We start from the raw sequence: 17,842 nt of genomic DNA, 5'->3' as shown, positions 1-17,842 counted from the left end.
TCTGCTCAGTGCCCGGACGGGGCGGGCGGGGCGTCGAGGGTGCGCTCTGCGGCCGCGAGCTCGGACGCGAGGGCGGCCAGGTGCAGCAGGTCACCCTCCTGGAAGACGGTCTCGGCGCCGGGGAGCATGCCGGAGCCAAGGCGCGTGAGGTACGCGGCGCGGGTCCCGGTGACGCCCTCGAGCTCGCTGACGAGCCGTCCGACCCAACCCGGGTTGACGGTGACCTCGGCGATGACGACCTTGCCGGACGGGTCGACGAGCTCGGGCACGTGGCCCTGTGGGAGCAGTCGGCGCAGCATCTGGTCGGAGGTCCACTTCACCGTGGCGACGGTGGGTATGCCGAGCCGCTGGTAGACCTCGGCGCGACCGGGGTCGTAGATGCGCGCGACGACGTGCTCGACGCCGAACGTCTCGCGCGCCACACGGGCCGCGAGGATGTTGGAGTTGTCACCACTGGACACGGCGGCGAAGGCGTAGGCGTCGGAGATGCCGGCCTCACCCAGGGTGTCGCGGTCGAAGCCGACCCCGGTGACCCGGCGCCCCTCGAACGCGGAGCCCAGGCGTCGGAACGCGGACTCCTCCTGGTCGATCACCGCGACGTCGTGGCCCTGGCTCTCGAGGCTCAGCGCGAGGGACGAGCCCACTCGGCCGCAGCCCATGATCACGAAGTGCACGACGCCGACGCTACACCGCGCCATACCTGCTCGTGCACGGTGCCGCGCAGGTCAGGGACGGGGTCTCGCGCAACGGCCACCTGCGCCGCCTAGAGTGTTCGCCGTGGCAACTCCCGGACGCGTCCTCAAGCGTGTGCTTGTCGGTCGCGCGATGCGCAGCGACCGCCTCGGCGACACCCTGCTCCCCAAGAAGCTCGCACTGCCCGTCTTCGCCAGCGACGCGCTCTCGTCCGTGGCGTACGCGCCGGACGAGATCTTCCTGACCCTCGGCCTCGCCGGCGGGGCGCTCGCGCTGACGAACTCGTGGATCATCGCGCTGTGCGTCGTCGTCGTCATGCTCGTCGTCGTCGCGTCCTACCGCCAGAACGTGCACGCCTACCCCTCCGGCGGCGGTGACTACGAGGTCGCCAGCACCAACCTGGGGCCCAAGGCCGGGCTGACGGTCGCCAGCGCCCTGCTCGTCGACTACGTCCTCACCGTCGCGGTGTCCATCTCGTCCGGTGTCCAGAACGCGGCTGCGGCCCTGCCGTTCGTGCGCGGCCACGAGGTCATCGTCGCCGTCGTCCTCATCGCCCTGCTCACCGCGATGAACCTGCGCGGCGTGCGCGAGTCGGGCTCGGCGTTCGCGATCCCGACCTACCTGTTCATGGTGAGCGTCCTCGGCATGGCGCTCGTGGGCTTCTACCGGCACTACTTCGGCGACCTGCCGCAGGCCGAGAGCGCCGGGCTCGAGCTGGCACCCGAGCCGGGGTACGAGGCCATCGGCGGCATCGCCATGGCGTTCCTGCTGCTGCGGGCGTTCTCGTCTGGCTGTGCGGCCCTGACGGGCGTCGAGGCGATCTCCAACGGTGTCCCGGCGTTCGAGAAGCCCAAGAGCCGCAACGCCGCGACGACCCTGCTCCTCATGGGGCTCATCGCCATCACGATGCTCATGTCGATGGTGACGCTGGCCCGCTGGACCGGCATCAAGTACGCCGAGGACCCCGCCCAGCAGCTCACCCGGGACGGTGTCCCGGTCGGTGACGGCTACGTGCAGGAGACGATCATGGGCCAGGTCGCCCACGCCGTCTTCGACAACTTCCCGCCCGGGGTCGTCCTGGTCTCGATCGTCACCGGCGTCATCCTCATCCTCGCGGCCAACACCGCGTTCAACGGCTTCCCGGTGCTCGGCTCGATCCTCGCCAAGGACGGCTACCTGCCGCGCCAGCTGCACACCCGCGGCGACCGCCTCGCCTTCTCCAACGGCATCCTCATCCTGGCCGGGGCGGCGATCGTGCTGATCATCATCTACGACGCCGAGGTCACCAAGCTGATCCAGCTCTACATCGTCGGGGTGTTCGTGTCCTTCACCCTGAGCCAGATCGGCATGATCCGGCACTGGAACCGCCACCTGCGCCTCGAGCGCGACGCGGCGGTGCGTTCGCAGATGATGCGCAGCCGCGTCATCAACGCCGTCGGTGCGGCGATGTCCGGCACCGTCCTGCTCGTCGTCCTGGCCACGAAGTTCCTCCACGGTGCGGGCTTCGCCATCGCCGCCATGGTCGTCCTGTTCTTCCTCATGCTCGGGATCAACAAGCACTACGAGCGGGTCCGCGCCGAGCTGCGCGTCTCCGACGACGACCTCGACGCGCAGATGCTGCCCAGCCGGGTGCACGCCATCGTGCTGGTGTCCAAGATCCACAAGCCGACGCTGCGGGCCCTGGCCTACGCGCGGGCCACCCGCCCCTCCAAGCTCGAGGCGATCACGGTCAACGTCGAGCCCGAGGAGACCAAGGCCCTCCAGGACGAGTGGGACCGCCGCGACATCCCCGTGCCGCTCAAGGCGCTCGACTCGCCCTACCGCGAGATCACCCGGCCGGTGGTCGACTACGTCAAGTCGCTGCGCTCCGGCCACCCCCGCGACGTCGTCGTGGTCTACATCCCTGAGTACGTCCTCGGAAAGTGGTACGAGCAGGTGTTGCACAACCAGAGTGCGTTGCGGCTCAAGGGCCGGCTGCTCTTCACCCCCGGTGTCATGGTCGCGAGCGTGCCCTGGCAGCTCGCCTCCTCCGAGGGCCAGGAGGAGCGGTTCGACGGACCGACCGCCGGCTCGGTCCGGCTCGGCCAGTGAGCGCCGACCGGTCCACCGAGGTGCAGGCCGACCTCCGGGTCGGCGACGAGGTCGAGGTCGAGGTCGGACCCATCGCGCACGGCGGTTTCTGCATCGCCCGCCACGAGGGACGCGTCGTCTTCGTCCGGCACGCCCTGCCCGGCGAGCGCGTCCGCGTACGGGTCACCGAGGCGCGGGAGGGCCAGCGATTCGTCCGCGCCGACTGCGTCGAGGTCCTCGAGGCCAGCGAGCACCGGGTCACCGCCCCGTGCCCGTATGCGGCGCCGGGACTGTGCGGCGGCTGCGACTTCCAGCACGTGGGCCTGCCGCACCAGCGCGAGCTCAAGGCCACCGTGGTGCGCGAGCAGTTCTCCCGCCTGGCCAGGCTCGACGTGGACGTCGCCGTGGAGCCGGTTCCCGGTGACCACGACGGCCTCGGTTGGAGGACGCGGGTCGAGTTCGCCGTCGACGAGGTGGGACGGGCCGGCCTGCGCCAGCACCGGTCGCACGACGTCGTCCCGGTCGACACCTGCCTCATCGCCGACGAGCGCATCCTCGCCACTGGTGTCCTGCGCGGCCACTGGGACGGTGAGGACGCGGTCGACGTCGTCGCCCCGTCGCAGGGCGAGGCAGTCGTCGTCCGCGTGCCGTCCGGCGAGGCCGAGGCCCCGACGGTCGTCGAGCACGTCGAGGGCAGCTCGTTCGTCGCCGACTTCGAGGTGGGTGCGCGGGGCTTCTGGCAGGTCCACCCCGGCGCGGCCGCGACGTTCGTCGACACCGTGCTCGGCATGCTCGCTCCCCGCGACGGCGAGACCGCCCTCGACCTCTACTCCGGTGTGGGCCTGTTCGCCGCGGCCCTGGGCCGGGCCGTCGGCCCGGACGGGAAGGTCGTCGCGGTCGAGTCCGACCCGGGCGCGGTCGCCGCAGCGGCAGGCAACCTCGCGAAATACCCCTCGGTCCTGGCGATCCGCGCCCGGGTCGACGACGCGTTCGGTGTGCCGCGGGCGTCGAAGTCGGGACCCAACGGCCGCCGCGCCCAACGCTCGCGCAAGCTGCGCCGGCACCCCCTGCTGCCGCTGTCGGCCGACGTCGTGGTGCTCGACCCGCCGCGCACCGGTGCCGGCAAGGACATCGTCGCCCAGCTCGTGCGGCTCTCACCGCGAGCCATCGCCTATGTCGCCTGCGACCCGGCCGCCCTCGCGCGCGACACCGCCTACCTGAAGGAGTCCGGCTACGAGCTGCGTGAGGTGCGCGCGTTCGACGCGTTCCCCATGACGCACCACGTCGAGTGCGTGGCCCTGTTCGAACGGTGAGCACGACCACTCCGGACGCCGCCACCGGGTCGGTGTGGCGGCTGCCCGGGATGCCTGCGCTGGGCCTGCTGTCCGCGTTCGGCTTCAGCGGCTACGCCGCGCTGCTGTCGGTGGCCCCGTTGTGGGCGGTCCGCGGTGGCGCCGACGAGGCAGGCTCCGGGCTGGTCAACGGGGTGCTGCTCGCGGCCACCGTGGTGACGCAGTTCGCCGTGCCCGCGCTGCTGCGCCGGTTCGGTCACGGGCCCGTGATCGCCGTCGGCGTCCTCCTCATGGGCGCGGCCTCGCCGCTCTACCTCCTGTCCGATGCCCTCGGTCCGGTGCTCGCGCTGTCCGCGGTGCGGGGGATCGGGTTCGGGATCCTCACCGTCACCGGGTCGGCCGTGGCCGCCCACCTCGTCCCGGTGCACCGCCGCGGGGCAGCCATCGGCGCCTACGGCCTCGCGGTCGCCGTGCCCAACCTCGTCCTGCTCCCCGCCTCGGTGGCCGTCGCCGAACACTGGGGCTACGGCGCCGTTTTCGCCCTCGGCGCGCTGCCCGTCCTGGCCGCGCCCTTCGCCTTCGCCGTGGCCCGCGCCCTCGGACCGGCCGACCGGGTCACCGAGCGGACCCCACGGATCGACCGGGGCAGCGCGCTCGCCGTGGCCCGTCCCACCGCGATCCTGTTCGCGGTGACGATGGCCGGTGGCGGGCTGCTCACCTTCGTGCCCCAGATCGTCGGATCGGGCACCGCCTCGGCCGTCGTCCTGCTCGTGCTCGGGATCGGGACCGCCCTGTGCCGGTGGGGTGCCGGGCACCTGTCCGACCGGTATGGCGCCGAGCGCTTTCTCGCGCCCCTGCTCCTCACCGGGGTGGCAGGCCTCGCCACCTGTGCCTGGGGTGCGAGCCGCGACGGAGACCTGGGTCTGCTGCTCCTCGGCGCAGCCCTGGCCGGTGTCGCGTACGGAGCCCTGCAGAACCTCACGCTCGTGGTCGCCTTCGCCCGCGTCGACCCGGGGCACATCCCGGTCGCCAGCGCAGGCTGGAACATCGGGTTCGACGGCGGCACCGCGGCCGGTGCCGTGGTGGTGGGCGCGATCGCGACGGCCGCCGGCTTCCCCGCGGGACTGCTGTTCCTGGCAGCGGCCTGCGCCGCGGCGTTGGTGCTCACCGTCCCGTCCCGGCGGTGACGTGCCTCGATTCCGGACGGTGGGTCCTTTCCGTCCGCGGCGGGTGACGTGCCCGAGGGGCTGCCGGGGCGCCATACGGCAGGCGTGACCTAGGCTCGCTCGTCGTGCCGACGCAGCCTGACCACGAGCCCAGCCCCGCCCCCTTCACCCACCACGTCGAGGTCCACTTCTACGAGGTCGACCAGGTAGGGGTGGTGTTCAACGCGTGGTACCTGGCGTGGTGCGACGACGCCCGGCTGGCCTACCTCGCATCGCGTGGGTACGGCCTCGAGGACGCCAAGGAGGCGGACGCGCTGCCGCTGGTGCGGCACGCGGACATCGAGTGGCTGGCGAGCCTGGCGGCGGGGGACCGGGCCGACATCGTCGTGCGACCCGTCCGCGTGGGGACGACGAGCTTCACCCTGCGGCACGAGATCCACCGGCACTCGGACCAGCTGCTGTGCGCCGTGCTGACGATCACCTACGTCGCCGCGGGTCTCGCCGAGCGGACCAAACGAGAGCTGCCACTTTCGCTGCGCACCGCATTGGACGAGGATCGTGTCCAGACCTGACCACGCACGACCGACGTGATATCTTGACGTCAAGATAAATCGAGATCGACAGCAGAGTGCAACGACGCACACAACTGAGCATCGAAGGAGCAGGCAGTGGCCAGCACGAACAGCTTCAACGCCCACGGTGAACTCACGGTCGGCGACCAGTCCTACGAGGTCTACCGCCTGTCCGCGGTCGAGGGCAGCGAGACCCTCCCGTACAGCCTCAAGGTGCTGCTGGAGAACCTCCTGCGCACCGAGGACGGTGCCAACATCACGGCCGACCACATCCGGGCCCTCGGCGGCTGGGACGCCGAGTCCGAGCCCGACACCGAGATCCAGTTCACGCCCGCGCGCGTGCTCATGCAGGACTTCACCGGTGTCCCGTGCATCGTCGACCTCGCCACCATGCGCGAGGCCGTCAGCGACCTCGGTGGCGACCCGGCGAAGATCAACCCCCTCAGCCCCGCCGAGATGGTCATCGACCACTCCGTGATCATCGACGTGTTCGGGCGCAAGGACGCCTTCGAGCGCAACGTCGAGATCGAGTACCAGCGCAACGGTGAGCGCTACCAGTTCCTGCGCTGGGGCCAGACCGCGTTCGAGGACTTCAAGGTCGTGCCCCCGGGCACCGGCATCGTCCACCAGGTCAACATCGAGCACCTCGCCCGCACCGTCATGGTCCGCGACGGCGTCGCCTACCCCGACACCTGTGTCGGCACCGACTCGCACACGACGATGGTCAACGGCCTCGGCGTGCTCGGCTGGGGCGTCGGCGGCATCGAGGCCGAGGCGGCCATGCTCGGGCAGCCCGTGTCGATGCTCATCCCGCGCGTCGTCGGCTTCAAGCTGTCCGGGTCGATCCCGTCCGGCGCCACCGCGACCGATGTCGTCCTGACGATCACCGAGCAGCTGCGCAAGCACGGTGTCGTCGGCAAGTTCGTCGAGTTCTACGGCGAGGGCGTCGCCCAGGTGCCGCTGGCCAACCGCGCCACCATCGGCAACATGAGCCCGGAGTTCGGCTCGACCTGCGCCATCTTCCCGATCGACGACGTGACGCTGGAGTACCTGCGCCTCACCGGTCGCTCGGAGGAGTCCGTCGCGCTCGTCGAGGCGTACGCCAAGGAGCAGGGCATGTGGCTGCAGGCCGGCCCGGACCAGCCCGAGGCGCGCTACTCCGAGTACCTCGAGCTCGACCTGTCCACGGTCGTGCCGTCCATCGCCGGGCCGAAGCGCCCGCAGGACCGCATCGCGCTCACCGACGCCAAGACCTCGTTCCGCAAGGTCCTGCCGACCTACGTCTCCCACGACGAGGGCGACGCCGGTGTCGCCAGCAGCTTCCCCGCCAGCGACCCGTCGCCGCAGGGCGCGACCGACGGCACCAACGGTGGCGACAAGCCGGCCGACCAGGGCGACGGCGCGGGCCGTCCGTCGCGCAAGGTCTCGGTGACCTCGGCCGAGGGCACGACCTTCGAGATCGACCACGGCATCGTGTCGATCGCCTCGATCACCTCGTGCACCAACACCTCGAACCCGTCGGTGATGATGGCCGCCGCCATGTTGGCCAAGAACGCCGTCGACCGTGGCCTCACCGTCGCGCCGTGGGTGAAGACCTCCATGGCCCCCGGCTCCAAGGTCGTCACCGACTACTACGAGAAGGCCGGCATGTGGCCCTACCTCGAGAAGCTCGGCTTCCACCTCGTCGGCTACGGCTGCACCACCTGCATCGGCAACTCCGGTCCGCTGAGCGACGAGATCTCCAAGGCCATCAACGACAACGACCTCGCCGTCGTGTCGGTGCTGTCGGGCAACCGCAACTTCGAGGGGCGCATCAACCCCGACGTGAAGATGAACTACCTCGCGTCGCCGCCCCTGGTCATCGCCTACGCGCTGGCCGGCACGATGGACTTCGACTTCGAGACCCAGGCGCTGGGCACCGACACGTCGGGCAACGAGGTGTTCCTCAAGGACATCTGGCCCACCCCGGACGACGTCGAGCGCACCATCGCCTCGTCGATCAACCAGGAGATGTTCACCTCCGACTACGCCGACGTCTTCGCCGGTGATGAGCGCTGGCAGTCGCTGCCGACTCCCGAGGGCAAGACCTTCGACTGGGACGGCGAGTCGACCTACGTCCGCAAGCCCCCGTACTTCGACGGCATGTCCATGGACACCACGCCCGTCGAGGACATCACGGGTGCGCGCGTGCTGGCCAAGCTCGGTGACTCGGTCACGACCGACCACATCAGCCCGGCCGGCTCGATCAAGGCCGACAGCCCGGCGGGCAAGTACCTCGCCGAGCACGGTGTGGACCGCAAGGACTTCAACTCCTACGGCTCGCGCCGTGGCAACCACGAGGTCATGATCCGCGGCACGTTCGCCAACATCCGCCTCAAGAACCTGCTGCTCGACGGTGTCGAGGGTGGCTTCACGCGGAACTTCCTCGCGGACGGCGAGCAGACGACGATCTTCGAGGCCTCCGCGGCCTACCAGGACGCCGGTGTCCCGCTCGTCATCCTGTCGGGCAAGGAGTACGGCTCCGGGTCGTCGCGAGACTGGGCGGCCAAGGGCACGCGCCTGCTGGGGGTCAAGGCGGTCATCGCCGAGTCGTACGAGCGCATCCACCGCTCGAACCTCATCGGCATGGGCGTCATCCCGCTGCAGTACCCGGCCGGCCAGAACGCCGACTCGCTCGGCCTCGACGGCACCGAGACGTTCTCCGTCACCGGCATCGCCGCCCTCAACGAGGGCACGACGCCGAAGACGGTCAAGGTCACCGCGGTGAAGGACGGCGGTGACCCGGTCGAGTTCGACGCGGTCGTCCGCATCGATACCCCGGGTGAGGCGGACTACTACCGCAACGGCGGCATCCTCCAGTACGTCCTGAGGTCGCTCGTCAACAGCTGAGTTCGCTTCTCCCGCACCTGATTCGAGGGGTATGCCGCGTGGTCACCACGCGGCATACCCCTCGGTCGTGGGTGGCGCGCAGGGGAGTCGGGACGAGAAACGGAGGCTCGCCCGTCCGCATGCCGGTGACCCCGCCGACGGGCGGGGTGCGGGGCGAGGTCACGTTCGACGTCGGCCCAGCGGTCCGGACCGGGCGTCGCGCCCAGCTGCGGTCAGGCGGGAGTCGTACGAGCCCGGCGTGAGGTCCCAGACCACCGCCCGGCCGTCGTCCGCGTCGACGACGTCGCCGGCAAACCTCTCCCGGTGGACGACGGTGTGGTGGGCCCGGCAGAGCAGGGCGGCGTTGTCGACGTCCGTGCGCCCGCCGTCGGCCCAGTGCACCAGGTGGTGCGCGTCGGTCCAGCGCGCGGGCCTGCTGCAGCCGGGGAACGTGCAGTGGCCCCGGTCGCGCACCCAGAGGTGCCTGATCTGGGCGGTGGTGAACAGGCGGACCGCCGTGCCCTGGTCGAGCACCTCGCCGCGGCTGCCGAGGACGACGGGGACGACCTCGGCGTCGCAGGCCATCCGGCGAACCGTGTCGGTCGTGAGCACGCCACCGGTGAGGGTGAGGCCCGCGCCCCGGGCCCGTCGCTGAAGCACCTCGAGCGGCACGGTGACGAGCATGGTGGTCTTGGTCTGCCGGGGCAGGCCGTCGGGCGCCTCCACGGCGCGGGTGACCAGGTCCAGCAGGGCATCGGCACGTCGCGCGGCGGGCGTCCGGGTGTCGAGGTCGCCGGTGTCCTCGTCGCGACGGGGGCGGGCGAGGGCGTCGACCGCGGCATCGACGACCGCCGCACCGTCGTCGTCCAGCAGCAGGGTGTAGCGGGACAGCCCCACCGGGCCCCGGGCCTTGGTGAGGGACCGGTGGGCCCGGGCCACATCGGCGTCGTGCTCGACGGCGCGGTCGGGTCGGAGGAGGTCGCCGGTGCGGCGCAGGCAGATGGCCAGGTCGCGCTCGCTCAGGCCACCGGGGCCGGTGGCACCGTCCAGGAGCGTGGTAAGGGCCTCGTCCAGGTGTCCGGGGTCTGCCAGCCCGGCCACCGACTGGTGGAACCGCACGAGCTGCGCCGCCTTGCCGACCGGCAGCAGGTCTGCGGACGCCCCGTGGTGCCCCTCGGGCGACGGCGCACCGACGGTGGCCGCCTCGACCACCCCGGACAGCCGGGGGTCGCCGGCTGCACGTGCGACCGCCTGCGCATCGGTGACCGTGCGCAGCGGCAGCAGCGGCACGAGCGACCTCACCCAGTCCACCGGGCCCCAGCCCTCACCCGTGCCGAGCCCGCGCGAGCCGGCCTCTGCGAGGACGCTCACCAGGGTGGCGTCGACCCGCGCGGAGAGCTCGCCGAGGGCGCGGACAGCCTCCCTCAGCTCGGGCTCGGACAGGGCCCACACCCGGGTCGCCTGCGCGTCGGACATCGCGTCGACCGCCACCCCCACGGCTCCCAGCACAGGGCGGAGACGGGCGTTGCCGTCCTGCCCGGCGGGCTCCTGTGGTGTGATGGCCATGAGGAAACCCTAGGTGGGACCACCGACAGTGCTCGGCCCGCGCACAGGGGTCGAAACCATTGTGGCACAACGCAATTCGTGTGACTGGTGAGGCGGAGGATCCCGTCCGGCAAGAAGGATGTGCGGCGCTCAGCCCATCGTCTTCTGGCCGTCGAGGGACTCGCGGATGATGTCGGCGTGGCCGGCGTGCTGCGAGGTCTCGGCGAGCAGGTGCAGGACGGCGCGACGGACCGACCACTGGGCGCCGGGCTCGAACCACGGCGCCTTCGGCAGGTCGTACGCCGCGTCGAGGTCGAGGGTCCGCACGAGCTCGTCGGTGTGCTGGGCGATCTCGTCGTAGCGCTCCAGCTGCCCAGCGAGTGTCTCGTCGTCCCTGAGGCGGTGCGAGTCGGCGTAGGCGGCGACCTCGGCGGGCGGGTTGCTCCAGTCGATCGACTCCCAGTCGATGTCCGGTGCCGTCCCGGCGCCCTCCTGCATGAAGGTCGCCCACTGCGCCTCGGTGTCGGCCACGTGCTTGACGAGCCCGCCGAGGGTGAGCTCGCTGACCGTGGTGCGCTGGCGCGCCTGGTCGTCGGTGAGGTCGCGGACGGCGAACCGCAGGAAGTCTCGGTGTCGGCGCAGGGCCTGCACGAGGTCGGCGCGCTCACCGGTGGCGGGCGCTGCGTCGGGACTGGTGGGCTCAGGTGTGGTGGTCATGACTCCACGGTAGGGACCCAAGCGGTCAGTTCTTGACCGCTTGGTCGCTGGAGGTGGACTCGAGCCACACCCGCTCGGAGAACCCGCCGCGGACGACGCGCTTGAATGTGGCGGCCTGCTCGACCTCGTCCATGGTGAAGCCGAGGTCGGTCACGACGGTCGTCAGCACCTCCCAGACGTCGGCGAGCTCGTCGAGCTGCTCGCGGGTCGGGGCCATCCGCAGCTCGACGCTCTCCTCGACGAGCTTGTCGAGCAGCGCGGGGGTGAACTCCGCCGGCGCGAGCACCGTGGTCCTGGCCTTCTCGCCCCTGGAGCGGATGATGGTGGGGATCCGGTCTCGGACGAGCTTTCGGTGTCGCATCTCGGGCATGACGGACACCCTAGGTCGTGCCCGGCGCGCCCCGCCCATCCGGTCACCCGTAGCGTTGACCCATGGTCACGTCACTCAGTGGTGCCCTCGACTGGGCGATGGACAAGTCCCTGGTCCTCGGCTACACCCGCCTCGGTCCCCGCCTGCGCCGGTCGTGGTGGCCCGCGGACCCGCGCCCCGCCTGCCTCGCCGGGCGCCACGTCCTGGTGACCGGTGCGAGCGGCGGTCTCGGCCTGGCCACCGCGGAGCAGCTGGCAGCCCTCGGGGCGACCGTGCACCTGTTGGGGCGCAAGGCGTCCCGTCTGGAGAAGGCGCGCGCCGACCTGCTGGCCGCGGAGCCGTCGGCCCGGGTCGAGGTCGCCGAGTGCGACCTCAGCGACCTCGACGCGGTGCGGGAGTTCTGCGCCGACTTCTCGGCCCGCGTGCCGCACCTGCACGCCCTCGTCCACAACGCCGGTGTGCTGCCGCCCGAGCGCAGCACGTCTGCCCAGGGGCACGAGCTGACCCTGGCCACGCACGTCCTCGGGCCGCACCTCATGACCGCCCTGCTCGCCGACAGCCTCGAGGGTGGCCGCGTCGTCGTCGTGTCCTCCGGCGGCGCGTACGGGCAGAAGCTCGTCGTCGACGACATCGAGTACACCGAAGGCGACTACTCCGGTGTCACCGCCTACGCACGCACCAAGCGGATGCAGCTGGTCATCACCGAGCAGTGGGCCGAGCGCCTGCGGGGCCGGGTCTCCGTTCACAGCATGCACCCGGGGTGGGCCAACACCCCCGGCGTCACCGACTCGCTCCCCGGTTTCGACAAGGTCATGGGTCCGTTGCTGCGCACCCCGGCAGAGGGCGCCGACACGGTGAGCTGGCTCGTGGCGACTGACGACCCGATCGGCACCGGCGGGTTCTGGCACGACCGTCGGCGGCGCCCGACGCACTACGCCCCGGTCCGGATCGAGACGCCGCCCGAGCGCCAGCGCTTCTGGGAGTTCGTCACCGACGCCACCGGCGAGACCTTCGCCTGATCGTTCGACACAGGTATGCAGCGGGGCTGTCCGCGCGCGCCGTGGCCAGCCCCGCTGCATACCCAGTTTCGCGCGTCAGCGCGGGTGGTGCGACTCCTGAAGTCCGTAGACGGGGGTCTCGAGGCCCTCGTAGCGGGCCTTGAGCTGGAGCGCCAGGAACTGGCTGTAGTGGCGGGACTGGTGCAGGTTGCCGCCGTGGATCCAGAGGTGGTCGACGTTGGTGGGCTTCCACATGTTCCGCAGCTCGCCCTCCCACGGGCCGGGGTCCTTCGGTGTGTCGGAGCCGAAGCCCCACACCTTGCCGACGCGGTCGGCGACCTCGGGGGAGATGAGGGTCTCGAGCCAGCCGTTCATCGACTGGTAGCCCGTCGCGTAGACGACGACGTCCGCCGGGAGCTCGGTGCCGTCGGCGAGGACGACGGAGGTCTCGGTGAGGTGGTCGACCTGGCCGTTGACGACGGGGATCCGGCCGTCGATGACGAGCTGGGAGGCGCCGACGTCGATGTAGTAGCCGGAGCCGCGCCGCAGGTACTTCATGAACAACCCGGAGCCGTCGACACCGAAGTCGAGGTCGAACCCGGCCTCGCGCAACGCGTCGTAGTAGTCCTTGTCGCGCACCTGCATCTCGTCGTACGCCGGCTTCAGGACGCCGGGCATGATCCGGTAGGGGAGCGAGGCGAAGACGAGGTCGGCCTTCTCGGTCGTGACGCCGTTGGCCACCGCCCGCTCCGAGTAGAGGTCGCCGAGGGCGAGGTCCATGAGCGACTCGCTGCGCACGATGTGGGTGCTCGACCGTTGCACCATCGTGGGTCTCGCGCCAACCTCCCACAACGAGGCGCAGATGTCGTGCGCGCTGTTGTTGGACCCGATGACGACGACGTCCTTGCCGGCATACGCGTCGCCACCGGGGTGCTGGGAGGAGTGGTGCTGCTCTCCACGGAAGGTGTCCGCACCGGGGAAGGACGGGATGAACGGGTACCCGCTCACGCCGAGCGCGATGACGAGGTGCTTGGGTCGTAGCGTGATGTCCTTGCCGTCACGGTTGACCTTGACCTCCCACTCGCCGGCGGCCTCATCCCATTGCGCCCCAAGGCATTCCGACTTGGTCCAGTAGTTGAGCTCCATGAGCGCGGTGTAGTGCTCGAGCCAGTCACCGATCTTGTCCTTGGCCGCGAAGACGGGCCAGTGGTCGGGGAACTTGAGGTAGGGGAGGTGGTCGTACCAGACCGGGTCGTGCAGGTGCAGGGACTTGTAGCGCTTGCGCCACGAGTCGCCGGCCCGGTCGTTCTTCTCCAGGATCACGGTCGGTATGCCGTGCCTCTTCAGCCGGGCGCCGAGCCCGATGCCGCCCTGGCCGCCGCCGACCACGACCACGTACGGCTGCTCGGTGTCGCCGAGCGCGGCGTCGTCGGCGGTCTTCTTCTCCAGCCAGCTCTGCCGGCCCTGGTGGATTTCGTGCTCGACGCCCTTGATGCGTCGGGCACCTCCAGGCTCCTCGAACCCCTTGAGCTCGGTCATCGTCGTGAGCAGGGTGAACGCCTTGCCGTCGACCAGGCGCAGGTGGCCGTGGCCGCGGGCGTCGGCGGTCTCGAAGTCGATCCATGCCTCGACGGTGCCGTCTGCCTCGGTCGCAGGCTCGGCGAGGGCCCAGCCCTTCGGCTGCACGCGGCCCAGGGTGGCCTCGAGCATGTCGGCGATCTGGTCGCGGCCCTCCATGGTTTTGATGTTCCAGGTGAAGGCCACGAGGTCCCGCCAGTAGCACTCGTCCGCGAACAGGTCGGTGACCGCGGCGACGTCCTGGGACTGCAGGGCCTTGTCGAACGAGGTGAGCCACGCCTCGGCGGCGTCGCTGGGTGAGGTAGCCATGGTTGCTCCTTTGCATCCGGTGGGGCCAGTTGACGGCACGGGGCGTTGCACCGGCGTTGCATCGAACTTCGGCTCGGGGCTCCCGCTAGAGGTGCTCGCGTGCGAGAGTGCAGCCATGGGCCGACGCACCGTCGCGGGGCTCCGGGAGGCGCACGACCGCGTCCTCGCGGGGGAGGACGACGCGCGCGTCAGTGCCCAGATCGCGGCGTCCTGGCGGCGGGCCGTGGCGCAGGGCATCGACCCCGAACGGCAACGCCCGCGCCGGTTCCGTGAGGTCGACGACACGGTGCGGCTGCGCACCGAGCACCCGCTCGCGCCATACATCCCCGTCGTCACGGGCCTGCTCGGTGACTCCTCGATCAGCGACGACCACCTCGTCGTCGTCACCGACGTGTCGGGGGAGGTGCTCTGGCGGATCGGCTCGGCGGACGCGCTGCGGGTGGCGGAGTCGATCGAGTTCGTCGAGGGGGCGAACTGGTCGGAGGGCGGCATCGGCACCAACGCCATCAGCCAGTGTCTCGTGACCGGCACCCCCGTGGACCTCGTCGGCGGTCAGCACCTCGTGCACTCCCACCACGGGTGGCTGTGTTCGGCTGCCCCGATCACCGACCCTGGCACCGGGGACATGGTCGCGGTGCTCGACGTGTCGGCGCCGGTCGGTCTGGAGCCGGTCGCTGCGGGGGCGTTGGTGCGCACCGCCGCCCGGCTCATCGAGGAGATGATGCGCGGGGACGCGTTGCGGCGCCGCGCCCAGTCCCAGCCGGCGCTGCGGGCGGTGGCGCAGATCGCGGTGAGCCTGCTCGGGTCGCGGCCGAACGTCCGCGTCGGCGGGGTCGTCCACGACCTCACCCCGCGCCGGGCCGACATCCTCGCCCTGCTCACCTCGCGCGAGCAGGGCTGGAGCGCCGACGAGCTGGCGGGTGCGTTGTACGGCGACCGGGGTGTGCCCTCCTCCGTCCGTGCCGAGGTGCACCGGCTGCGCGAGGTGCTCGGGCCACGGCTGGACTCCTCGCCGTACCGCCTCGGGGGCGACGGGGTGTCGGTGGACGTCTGGAGCGTGCGACGGGCGCTAGCGGCCGGGGACCTGACCCGGGCGCTGGAGCGGTACGCCGGGCCGCTGCTGCCCGGATCGGGATCGCTGGAGGTCGCGCTGCTGCGCGCCGAGCTGCACGAGACCCTGCGGGGTGCGGTGCTGCGCTCCGGTGACCCTGGGCTGCTCGCTCGCTGGGTGGACGGCGGGGGAGCGGACGACATGGCGGCGCTCGAGGCGCTCGTCGCCGTGCTGCCCGTGGGCGGCCTCGCCAGCTCCCTGTATGCCGCGCGGCTGGCCAGGCTGGACGCCACCCTGCGCTGAGGGTGGGTCTGCTCCCTTGGCTGGGTGACCCTTGGTGGCGCGGGGGCATCCCCTGTTTTGCGGCCGCACGCTCAGGCGACCCTTCGTGGCCGTGGAGCCACGAACGGTCGCGGTCCGCCCGCTCGCACAACCCTTCGTGGTCAGGGCGCCACGGATGGTGGCGAGTGGCTGTCGGCTCTCCTCAGCATGGCCTAGAATCGAACACATGTTCGAACGCGGCGACTCTACTTGCTGGTCGTCCGTCTCGGTGTCCGGAGCCGGTCGTGCCGAGTCGCGCCCGCCGGGCTGAGGTCCTCGGCGCGGTCCCGCCCGGTTGGCCGCCGCTGGTGCCGCCGCCGGAGAGCCCGGGGTGGCAGGTGCCGGCGGTGTCCTGGCTGCTCGACCACTGCCCGTCGGACTACCGCTCGTACGCGGGGTGGCGCCGCCAGCCCGTCGCCCTCGCCTGGGTCGCGACCCGCCACATCGACGCCCAGCTGGTGGCCATGCGGCAGGCGTACCGCGAGGTGCGCGTCGAGCTCGGCGACCACCTGACGAGCGAGGGGCTGACCCAGGTCCTGGCAGATCTCGAGGCCGAAGGGGTCCGGTTGCTGGCCGCTCGGCGCAGCGCAGGCTTGGTCTACGACGCCCTGCAGGGCAAGCGATACATCCCTCGCTTGTGACCGGACGTCGAGATCGCGTCAGCCTTCGGGGGCTATCACTTCACCCTCCTACTGCTCGCGCAGCCACTGACTCTCGTGGCGCGCGCATTCAACGGCAGCGGGACACCCGTATGTCCTCTCATTCCAGTGAGAAGACGTTCCACACTTCGCCGCGATAGTCATCGAGCATTTGAGCTGCCTTAAAGGAGCTGCCGTCTTACCGCCGCGTGCCGGAGTAGGGGCGCCGGAGAGCGTTTTTACGGGAGAAGCTTGCTCCAGAACTGGTCTTCGACCCACTCTTCGGGGATGCCCATGCCGCGTAGGTTCATCGAGGGCCTGGAGTCCAGTAGGTCGTGAAGGCGGCGGGCCCAGCTGCTGCGCGGCGAGACGGTGTAGAGGACAGACTGGAGCGAAATGAGGACGGGGTAGAGCCGCTTTTTCGACCGGTCCGGCAGCGAGCCGGTACCAGCGAGCCACGGCACCGTCGGCGAGGTAGGGATCGCCGGGTATACGCCCAGACCGACATTCCACAGCCGGCCATGGTGGGCGCATATATTGCGCACGCGGACATATGTAGTCAGCCACGACTCGAGGACGGGAGCATTCAGTCCGACACTACTGGCGACCGCGGTCCTGTCGGCGCGCTGCTTCAGGTTTCGATACATGCTGGCGAGCTGACCGATGGTCAGCATTTCGCCCATGAGCCACGACGGAGGAAGTTCGGGGGACCCGTAGGTAGTCAGATAGTGCTCGAGTGCCGAGCGGTGAACCAGCCCGTCGTCGCCGGCGTCGGGGGTGCCGCGCAGCCGCGCCTCGCACGTGTCCCTAACGATCCTCACAAACCGGGCGTGCTTGCCGGAGTCGCGGAAGTGCGTGGACGCCACGTACCAAAACGGGTCGTCGTACGTCGTCGACATGTGGTCCGTCAGCGCGGCGCGAACGGCAACCTCCGCACGCTCGATGGCGTCCATGACGATCGAGCGGAGCGCGCGGTCGAAGACGTAGAGGTCGAGCAGGTCGTCGAATGAGGTGCCCTCTCGCAGCGCGTGGTCCGGGCCGCCCTGCTGGAATGGGATGGCATAAGGGGAGAGTCGGTAGTAGCCGATGTGGCGGAGATACCGATCGGCGCGTTCGCGGTCGGGCACCTCGAGCCCGCGTCCAATGAGACGGTCCGCCAGCTGGTCGAGGGTCAGCGGCGGCTTGTTGAAGCTGAGCGAGCCGCGTGGCCGCATCGACTGAGGCACCAAGGGCTCCTCCACTCCCGGGCAAAAAAATCCCCCAAGTGCGCATCGTGGAGAGGCGTGGGGGATGTAGTAAGGAGACAGTAGCACGAGTCGCAGGGCATGGCCGCTGGCTCGTACAAGTCGCGTCCACACGCGCCCGCCGGGCGCGCGTCATATCGCCGCGTGTATTTCGCCGACGCAGGGGTTCCTCCGAGATGAGCCTGGCGGCGCAGGTTTGCTGAACCTTCCGTCAACGGCGCTTGCCTAGACCGGGCGAGCCCGCGGGTGGCTCCCAGGACCGACGATTGGACAGCCACCAAGGGACATAGCGTCGGGTCCGCGCATAGGGGCTGGGCGCACTCTTGGCTGCCACTTGGAGGGTGCGATCCATCGCCTCCGTCGCACGACGATCCAGCGCCGCAAGACCCGAGTTCTCCAGTCGGTCGACA

The 17,842-nt window shown here is 70.6% G+C and carries 14 protein-coding genes; 8 read left to right on the top strand and 6 right to left on the bottom strand.

The genetic code is table 11. From position 1 onward, the window contains the following. Window positions 1-5: 5 nt before the first annotated feature. Window positions 6-674 (bottom strand): potassium channel family protein, encoded by a 669-nt coding sequence (locus ABD286_RS02925; protein ID WP_344190078.1) that lies wholly within the window; start codon window positions 672-674, stop codon window positions 6-8. Between the two features lie 103 nt (window positions 675-777). Between ABD286_RS02925 and ABD286_RS02920 the strand changes: the two genes are divergently transcribed. From ABD286_RS02920 to acnA, 5 genes are all read left to right on the top strand, one after another. After that, window positions 778-2,784 (top strand): APC family permease, encoded by a 2,007-nt coding sequence (locus ABD286_RS02920; RefSeq protein WP_425565305.1) that lies wholly within the window; start codon window positions 778-780, stop codon window positions 2,782-2,784. Beyond that, window positions 2,781-4,076: a class I SAM-dependent RNA methyltransferase gene (locus ABD286_RS02915; protein ID WP_344190076.1), complete on the top strand. Its 1,296-nt coding sequence runs from the start codon at window positions 2,781-2,783 to the stop codon at window positions 4,074-4,076. Before ABD286_RS02920 ends, ABD286_RS02915 begins: the two co-directional genes overlap by 4 nt. After that, on the top strand, window positions 4,073-5,242 hold the full coding sequence (locus ABD286_RS02910; protein ID WP_344190074.1) for an MFS transporter: 1,170 nt from the start codon (window positions 4,073-4,075) through the stop codon (window positions 5,240-5,242). The genes ABD286_RS02915 and ABD286_RS02910 overlap by 4 nt, the downstream gene beginning before the upstream one ends. Window positions 5,243-5,346: 104 nt before the next feature. Next, window positions 5,347-5,793, top strand: a complete 447-nt coding sequence (locus ABD286_RS02905; RefSeq protein ID WP_344190072.1) for an acyl-CoA thioesterase — start codon at window positions 5,347-5,349, stop codon at window positions 5,791-5,793. Window positions 5,794-5,889: 96 nt separating this feature from the next. Beyond that, window positions 5,890-8,682: an aconitate hydratase AcnA gene (gene acnA, locus ABD286_RS02900; protein WP_344190070.1), complete on the top strand. Its 2,793-nt coding sequence runs from the start codon at window positions 5,890-5,892 to the stop codon at window positions 8,680-8,682. A 159-nt stretch (window positions 8,683-8,841) separates the two neighbouring features. Here acnA and ABD286_RS02895 read toward each other — a convergent pair whose 3' ends face one another. From ABD286_RS02895 to ABD286_RS02885, 3 genes are all read right to left on the bottom strand, one after another. Continuing rightward, entirely contained in the window at window positions 8,842-10,227 is a 1,386-nt protein-coding gene (locus tag ABD286_RS02895; protein WP_344190068.1) for an HNH endonuclease signature motif containing protein, read from the bottom strand. A 129-nt stretch (window positions 10,228-10,356) separates the two neighbouring features. After that, window positions 10,357-10,923, bottom strand: coding sequence for a DinB family protein (locus ABD286_RS02890; protein ID WP_344190066.1), 567 nt, complete (start codon window positions 10,921-10,923; stop codon window positions 10,357-10,359). 25 nt (window positions 10,924-10,948) lie between these two features. Further along, on the bottom strand, window positions 10,949-11,293 hold the full coding sequence (locus ABD286_RS02885; RefSeq protein ID WP_344190064.1) for a nucleoside triphosphate pyrophosphohydrolase: 345 nt from the start codon (window positions 11,291-11,293) through the stop codon (window positions 10,949-10,951). A 62-nt stretch (window positions 11,294-11,355) separates the two neighbouring features. On the opposite strand from ABD286_RS02885, the gene ABD286_RS02880 reads away from it, so the two are divergent. Next, on the top strand, window positions 11,356-12,312 hold the full coding sequence (locus tag ABD286_RS02880; RefSeq protein ID WP_344190062.1) for an SDR family NAD(P)-dependent oxidoreductase: 957 nt from the start codon (window positions 11,356-11,358) through the stop codon (window positions 12,310-12,312). A 75-nt stretch (window positions 12,313-12,387) separates the two neighbouring features. Here the strand turns inward: ABD286_RS02880 and ABD286_RS02875 are convergent, their stop codons facing one another. Further along, window positions 12,388-14,178, bottom strand: a complete 1,791-nt coding sequence (locus ABD286_RS02875; RefSeq protein ID WP_344190060.1) for an NAD(P)-binding domain-containing protein — start codon at window positions 14,176-14,178, stop codon at window positions 12,388-12,390. A 115-nt stretch (window positions 14,179-14,293) separates the two neighbouring features. Between ABD286_RS02875 and ABD286_RS02870 the strand changes: the two genes are divergently transcribed. Beyond that, window positions 14,294-15,532 (top strand): sigma-54-dependent transcriptional regulator family protein, encoded by a 1,239-nt coding sequence (locus ABD286_RS02870; RefSeq protein WP_344190058.1) that lies wholly within the window; start codon window positions 14,294-14,296, stop codon window positions 15,530-15,532. A gap of 263 nt (window positions 15,533-15,795) precedes the next feature. Beyond that, on the top strand, window positions 15,796-16,191 hold the full coding sequence (locus tag ABD286_RS02865; RefSeq protein WP_344190056.1) for a hypothetical protein: 396 nt from the start codon (window positions 15,796-15,798) through the stop codon (window positions 16,189-16,191). Window positions 16,192-16,427: 236 nt separating this feature from the next. Here the strand turns inward: ABD286_RS02865 and ABD286_RS02860 are convergent, their stop codons facing one another. Beyond that, entirely contained in the window at window positions 16,428-17,414 is a 987-nt protein-coding gene (locus tag ABD286_RS02860) for an Abi family protein (RefSeq protein WP_344190054.1), read from the bottom strand. Window positions 17,415-17,842 lie beyond the last annotated feature (428 nt).

Source organism: Pedococcus aerophilus, assembly GCF_039532215.1.
GTDB lineage: Bacteria > Actinomycetota > Actinomycetes > Actinomycetales > Dermatophilaceae > Pedococcus > Pedococcus aerophilus.
This window is presented reverse-complemented; position numbering and strand designations above follow the sequence as displayed.